At 63.0% G+C, this 5,841-nt stretch carries 8 protein-coding genes; 3 read left to right on the plus strand and 5 right to left on the minus strand.

Annotated features, from left to right (window positions below; translation table 11 throughout):
• Positions 1-215 precede the first annotated feature (215 nt).
• From QMX91_RS28390 to QMX91_RS28410, 5 genes are read right to left on the minus strand one after another with little or no spacing between them, the layout of a single operon-like run.
• Positions 216-587, minus strand: coding sequence for a hypothetical protein (locus QMX91_RS28390; protein WP_172690155.1), 372 nt, complete (start codon positions 585-587; stop codon positions 216-218).
• Positions 584-910, minus strand: a complete 327-nt coding sequence (locus QMX91_RS28395; RefSeq protein WP_172690156.1) for a hypothetical protein — start codon at positions 908-910, stop codon at positions 584-586. Before QMX91_RS28395 ends, QMX91_RS28390 begins: the two co-directional genes overlap by 4 nt.
• Before the next feature lie 56 nt (positions 911-966).
• Positions 967-1,200, minus strand: coding sequence for a hypothetical protein (locus QMX91_RS28400; RefSeq protein WP_232890020.1), 234 nt, complete (start codon positions 1,198-1,200; stop codon positions 967-969).
• A 10-nt stretch (positions 1,201-1,210) separates the two neighbouring features.
• Complete coding sequence (locus QMX91_RS28405) at positions 1,211-1,492, minus strand: type II toxin-antitoxin system YafQ family toxin (protein ID WP_172690157.1); 282 nt, start codon at positions 1,490-1,492, stop codon at positions 1,211-1,213.
• Positions 1,479-1,742, minus strand: a complete 264-nt coding sequence (locus QMX91_RS28410; protein WP_172690158.1) for a type II toxin-antitoxin system RelB/DinJ family antitoxin — start codon at positions 1,740-1,742, stop codon at positions 1,479-1,481. Before QMX91_RS28410 ends, QMX91_RS28405 begins: the two co-directional genes overlap by 14 nt.
• Before the next feature lie 239 nt (positions 1,743-1,981).
• On the opposite strand from QMX91_RS28410, the gene QMX91_RS28415 reads away from it, so the two are divergent.
• From QMX91_RS28415 to QMX91_RS28425, 3 genes are read left to right on the plus strand one after another with little or no spacing between them, the layout of a single operon-like run.
• Positions 1,982-3,661 carry a DDE-type integrase/transposase/recombinase gene (locus QMX91_RS28415; protein ID WP_003465068.1) on the plus strand — a complete coding sequence of 560 codons (1,680 nt, stop codon included), beginning with the start codon at positions 1,982-1,984 and terminating at the stop codon, positions 3,659-3,661.
• Between the two features lie 2 nt (positions 3,662-3,663).
• Positions 3,664-4,572: a TniB family NTP-binding protein gene (locus QMX91_RS28420; protein ID WP_003465065.1), complete on the plus strand. Its 909-nt coding sequence runs from the start codon at positions 3,664-3,666 to the stop codon at positions 4,570-4,572.
• Positions 4,569-5,786: a TniQ family protein gene (locus tag QMX91_RS28425; RefSeq protein WP_003465063.1), complete on the plus strand. Its 1,218-nt coding sequence runs from the start codon at positions 4,569-4,571 to the stop codon at positions 5,784-5,786. The genes QMX91_RS28420 and QMX91_RS28425 overlap by 4 nt, the downstream gene beginning before the upstream one ends.
• The last annotated feature ends 55 nt before the right edge of the window (positions 5,787-5,841 follow it).

Consider the following 5,841-nt stretch of genomic DNA (forward strand, 5'->3'; position numbering starts at 1 on the left):
TGTAGCGGCTTGCAATCGAAAACAGCCGTGCTCGCAATCAACGCAATTTTCGGCTCAAATTAACTGCGACTGACGGAGCCGTCTGGCTCAGATTAATTGCGAGCGAGCTTGCATTCAGCCGCATCGGCTTGCATTCCATCGCCTCCGGCTCACATTAACTGCAACTGACCAGTTTGAGGTTGTAAGCCGGAACCGCCGAAATTTCTGTCAGCCAATCAACATGGCTTGTCTCGTGCTTGGTCGATGCGCACCTGCATCGCCTGCATGACTTCTTCATGGGTATACGACTTGGCGTTGGGGTCGTCGGCCTCACGGAGAGCTTCCCCGATCTCGCGGGTCATCCGTTCATATTCTTCCGGCCACAACACTTGCTCCATGCGCAGCGACGCCTGCCCCAGTAGGTGCAGCAGGCCGAACAGGCGCATGTCATTGGTGGCGACGATGTGTTCTCGAATCCGCTCCTGGATCACCTCGCAGGCCCGATGTGTATCCGGCGTTGCTGTACCCTCGTAGTGGGCTGGGAGTTTTGCTTCCTCGGCGATCTGCACCCAAGCGCTGGCCAGCGCCTCGATGGTGGGTAGGTTCATTTGCTCATCCACTTGCGCAACAGCCGCTTTTTCAAGGAGGCACGCTCTTGCGGATTGCGTCCCTTGCGGCTGGCAATGCGCTCTGCCGTGGCGGCCTGGCACTTGATGGCCCAGTAGGAGCGGCCATCCTTGCCCATCGACCAGACGTTGCTGACCTGGTTTTCCAGCAGAGGTAGATAGGCACTTAGAGCTTCCGGCGACGCACCGGCCAGCGCGGTACGTTCGCGGGTTCGCCAGCGCTGATGCCAAAGCTTCTTGTCCTTGCGCTCGCTGCGGCAGGTTGTGTGTCCCACGATGGGCGTTTTGCGGCGGCTGCGGCTCATGATGTCGTTGTCTCCGAGAACATTCAGGATAGGCTTTCTGGATAGAGCACCAGTTCTTACACTTGTTCCGGTGGGGTCATCAGGCGGTGCACCTGGTCTTCCAGATCAACGGCGAACTCGAACAGATCGGCTACTTGGCTGCGCGATCCTTCGTTGAACACGGCCATTGCCGGTTGATGTAACTTCAACAGATCAGTGCGCAGTTGCGGCGGGCCGCCGTCATTGCTGTCGCCCCATTCGTCGCGGTGATGCTGATTGTCATGCCGCGGTCCTTTCGTTGTTCTGAGCATCGCCCGGCGTTTACAGGCCAAGCTCGCTATGCGACCCGAGGCGCACGAGTTGCAGCACGGCGTCATCCGGCTTACGGTAAATCAGTACCAGGTCGGGCTTGATGTGGCAGTCCCGGTGATCTTTCCAGTCGCCGGTGAGTGCATGGTCGCGGTGCTTCTCGACCAGCGATTGGTCATTCGCCAGGGCTGTGATGACAGCAACGAAGTCACTCGCCAGCGTCTGACGATGCGGGCCTTTGGCTTCGCGCTTGTAGTCGCGTTTGAACCGGCCGGTCTGTTCAATCGTCCGCATTCAGGTCCGCCATCAAGTCCTCGACGGTAGCGAACGACTTCAAGCCGCCACGGCGGGCTTCCTTCATCGCCTCAATGGTGGTGGCGTTCGGCACCAATGGCTCGAAGGGCAAGGCTTTCTCGCGGGCGACGCGAGTCAACAGGATACGGAAGGCATCGGATACGGTTAGTCCCATCGCTGCGAGCACGACGGTTGCTTCTTCCTTGATGTGCTCGTCAATACGCGCACGGACTACAGCATTTGCGGACATAGGTTGATCCTCTAGATTAATGAGCCACATTGTAGCTCACGGAAAGATGTCTATCAAACGTAGGTTTGTTGGACATCAGGTTGAGATGAGGTCGTCTGTCGTTTTCAGAAGACGACCGCACCATCTGACTGGATGTAACGCCTGGTGTGCATACGGCTCCTGACAGCCCAATATCAGGAGTCGTCTGCACCAATCTCGACTATGCTCAATACTCGTGTGCACCAAAGCGAGGTTTGGGCATGACATCAGACACTCCACCGATTGCCGCGCAAGGCGTGGCCACCCTGCCCGACGAGGCATGGGCGCAAGCCCGGCACCGGACGGAAATCATCGGGCCACTGGCAGCGCTTGAGGTGGTCGGGCATGAAGCCGCCGATGAGGCAGCCCAAGCGCTGGGCCTGTCCCGGCGACAGGTATATGTCCTGATCCGTCGCGCCCGGCAGGGTACTGGCCTGGTAACAGACCTGACGCCCGGCCGATCCGGCGGCGGCAAAGGCAAGGGGCGCTTGCCGGAACCGGTCGAGCGCATCATCCGCGAGCTGCTGCAAAAGCGCTTCCTGACCAAGCAGAAACGCAGCCTGGCGGCGTTCCACCGCGAAGTCGCGCAGGCGTGCAAAACCCAGAAGCTGCCGGTGCCGGCGCGCAACACCGTGGCCCAGCGGATTGCCGGACTACACCCGGCGAAAATAGCCCGCAGCCGGGGCGGGCAGGACGCTGCCCGTCCCTTGCAAGGCGCGGGTGGCATTCCGCCCGAAGTCACCATGCCGCTGGAACAGGTGCAGATCGACCACACCGTCATCGACCTGATCGTGGTCGACGAGCGCGACCGGCAACCGATTGGCCGCCCATATTTGACCCTCGCCATCGACGTGTTCACGCGCTGCGTACTCGGCATGGTGGTCACGCTGGAAGCGCCGTCCGCCGTCTCGGTCGGCCTATGCCTCGCGCATGCCGCCTGCGACAAGCGGCCCTGGCTGGAAGGGCTGAATGTGGAAATGGACTGGCCGATGAGCGGCAAGCCCAGGCTGCTCTATCTGGACAACGCGGCCGAGTTCAAAAGCGAAGCGCTGCGCCGTGGCTGCGAACAGCATGGCATCCGGCTGGACTATCGCCCACCAGGCCAGCCGCACTACGGCGGCATCGTGGAACGGATCATCGGCACGGCGATGCAGATGATCCACGACGAATTACCGGGGACGACCTTCTCCAATCCCGGCCAGCGCGGCGAGTACGATTCCGAGAAGATGGCCACCCTGACGCTGCGCGAGCTGGAGCGCTGGCTCGCGTTGGCGGTAGGCACCTATCACGGCTCCGTGCACAACGGCCTGCTCCAGCCGCCGGCCGCGCGCTGGGCCGAGGCCGTGGAGCGCGTTGGCGTCCCGGCCGTCGTTACCCGCCCCACCGCGTTTTTGGTCGATTTCCTGCCGGTGATCCGCCGCACCCTGACCCGCACCGGCTTTGTCATCGACCACATCCACTACTACGCCGACGCCCTCAAGCCGTGGATTGCCCGGCGCGAGCGCTTGCCCGCCTTCCTGATCCGGCGCGATCCGCGCGACATCAGCCGCATCTGGGTACTGGAACCGGAAGGTCAGCACTATCTGGAGATCCACTACCGCACCTTGTCCCATCCGGCCGTCACCCTCTGGGAACAACGCCAGGCGCTGGCCAAATTGCGTCAGCTCGGGCGCGAGCAGGTGGACGAGTCGGCGCTGTTCCGCATGATCGGGCAGATGCGCGAGATCGTGACCACCGCCCAGAAGGCCACGCGCAAGGCGCGGCGCGACGCTGATCGCCGCCAGCACCTCAAGACGTCGGAGCCACCGGCCAAGCCCATACCGCCGGATGTGGACATGGCTGACCCGCAGGCAGACAACCTGCCGCCGGCCAAACCGTTCGATCAGATCGAGGAGTGGTAGCCGTGGACGAATATCCCGTCATTGACCTGTCCCACCTGCTGCCAGCGGCACAGGGTTTGGCCAGGCTGCCGGCAGACGAGCGCATCCAGCGCATTCGCGCCGACCGCTGGATCGGCTACCCGCGCGCGGTCGAGGCGCTGAACCGGCTGGAAACTCTGTATGCGTGGCCGAACAAGCAACGCATGCCAAACCTGCTGCTGGTCGGCCCCACCAACAACGGCAAGTCGATGATCGTCGAGAAATTCCGGCGGGCGCACCCGGTCGGCACCGACGCTGACCAAGAACATATCCCGGTGCTGGTCGTGCAGATGCCGTCAGAGCCATCGGTGATCCGCTTCTATGTCGCGCTGCTGGCTGCGATGGGCGCGCCGCTGCGCCCGCGCCCACGGCTGCCGGAAATGGAGCAACTGGCGCTGGCCCTGCTGCGCAAGGTCGGCGTGCGCATGCTGGTGATCGACGAACTGCACAATGTACTGGCTGGCAACAGCGTTAACCGGCGCGAGTTCCTCAACCTGCTGCGCTTCCTCGGCAACGAGCTGCGTATCCCCCTGGTCGGGGTCGGCACGCGCGAGGCGTACCTGGCCATCCGTTCGGACGATCAGTTGGAAAACCGCTTCGAGCCGATGCTGCTGCCGCCGTGGGAGGCCAATGAGGACTGCTGCTCGCTGCTGGCCAGCTTCGCGGCGTCACTCCCGCTACGGCGGCCATCCCCGATTGCCACGCTGGACATGGCCCGCTACCTGCTCACCCGGAGCGAAGGCACCATCGGCGAGCTTGCACATCTGCTGGTGGCGGCGGCCGTCGCCGCCGTGGAGAGTGGCGAGGAAGCGATCAACCACCGCACGCTCAGCATGGCCGACTACATCGGCCCCAGTGAGCGGCGGCGACAGTTCGAGCGGGAACTGATGTGAAGTCCGCGCCGCGCTGGCCGCTGCATCCGGCACCCAAGGAAGGCGAAGCCCTGTCCTCATGGCTCAACCGGGTCGCCGCCTGCTACCAGATGGACGTGCACGAGCTGCTGGCCCACGATCTTGGTCACAGCCAACTTGATGACCTGGATACCGCACCATCCTTGTCGTTGCTGACGGCGCTCTGCCAGCGCAGTGGCGTCGAGCTGGAGCGGTTGCGCAGCATGAGTCTTGCAGGCTGGGTGCCGTGGCTGCTCGACAGTCTCGACGATTCGGTACCAGCAGCCTTGGAAACCTATACATTCCAATGCGCGGTGCTCCTGCCCAAGCGCACCCGCAAGGTGCGGTCCATCACTCGCTGGCGTGCCTGGCTACCGAGCCAGACGATTCGCCGGGCGTGTCCGCAGTGTCTGAACGATCCAACGAATCAAGCTGTGCTACTCGTCTGGCAGCTCCCCTTGATGCTGAGCTGCCCGCAGCATGGCTGCTGGCTGGAGTCCTACTGGGGCATGCCCGGCCGGTATCTTCAGTGGGAAATCGCCGATGCTGCGCCGCGCCCTGCCGATGACGCAATCGCCTGCATGGACCGGCGCACCTGGCAGGCGCTGACGACGGGTTTTGTGGAGCTGCCGCGTCGGCGTGTCCACGCCGGCTTGTGGTTCCGGCTGCTGCGCACCCTGCTTGATGAGCTGAACACGCCGCTCTCGCACTGCGGCAGTTGCTCGGCGAGCATCCGCCATGTCTGGGAGCGCTGCGGCCATCCGCTGCGCGCCGGGCAGAGTCTGTGGCGTCCCTACGAGATTCTGGCCCCGGCGGTGCAGTGGCAGATGCTGGAGGCGGCGGCCACCGCCATCACGCTGATCGAGTCAAAGGCGCTGATCCCGCGCGGGGAACAGGCCGCGCTGTTTCAGACGGAGCCGCACACTGGTTTCACCAACGGCCTGCCGGCGAAGGTGCCGAAGCCGGAACCCATCAACCACTGGCAACGAGCAGCCCAGGCCATCGATGAGGCCATCATTGAAGCGCGACACAACCCGGAGACGGCCCGCTTGCTGTTCACACTGGCGTCCTACGGGCGACGCGACCCCGAATCCCTGGAACGTTTGCGCGCCACGTTCACCAAGGAGGGCATCCCGCCGGAGTTTTTGTCACATTACGAGCCTGAATGGCCGTTTGCAGGTCTTAGACTAAATGACGGGTTAAGTGACAGTTTTTGACGGCGAGAACTTTCTGGCTCACACTGTCACATAATCGAACGTATATGTGACAGGT

The organism is Pseudomonas sp. PS01299 (assembly GCF_029960145.1).
GTDB lineage: Bacteria > Pseudomonadota > Gammaproteobacteria > Pseudomonadales > Pseudomonadaceae > Aquipseudomonas > Aquipseudomonas putida_A.

Bases quoted from the DNA above. Each gene is read 5' to 3' on its own strand.
- QMX91_RS28390 (WP_172690155.1), bottom strand. From the start codon at position 587: ATGAACCTACCCACCATCGAGGCGCTGGCCAGCGCTTGGGTGCAGATC.
- QMX91_RS28395 (WP_172690156.1), bottom strand. From the start codon at position 910: ATGAGCCGCAGCCGCCGCAAAACGCCCATCGTGGGACACACAACCTGC.
- QMX91_RS28400 (WP_232890020.1), bottom strand. From the start codon at position 1,200: ATGCTCAGAACAACGAAAGGACCGCGGCATGACAATCAGCATCACCGC.
- QMX91_RS28405 (WP_172690157.1), bottom strand. From the start codon at position 1,492: ATGCGGACGATTGAACAGACCGGCCGGTTCAAACGCGACTACAAGCGC.
- QMX91_RS28410 (WP_172690158.1), bottom strand. From the start codon at position 1,742: ATGTCCGCAAATGCTGTAGTCCGTGCGCGTATTGACGAGCACATCAAG.
- QMX91_RS28415 (WP_003465068.1), top strand. From the start codon at position 1,982: ATGACATCAGACACTCCACCGATTGCCGCGCAAGGCGTGGCCACCCTG.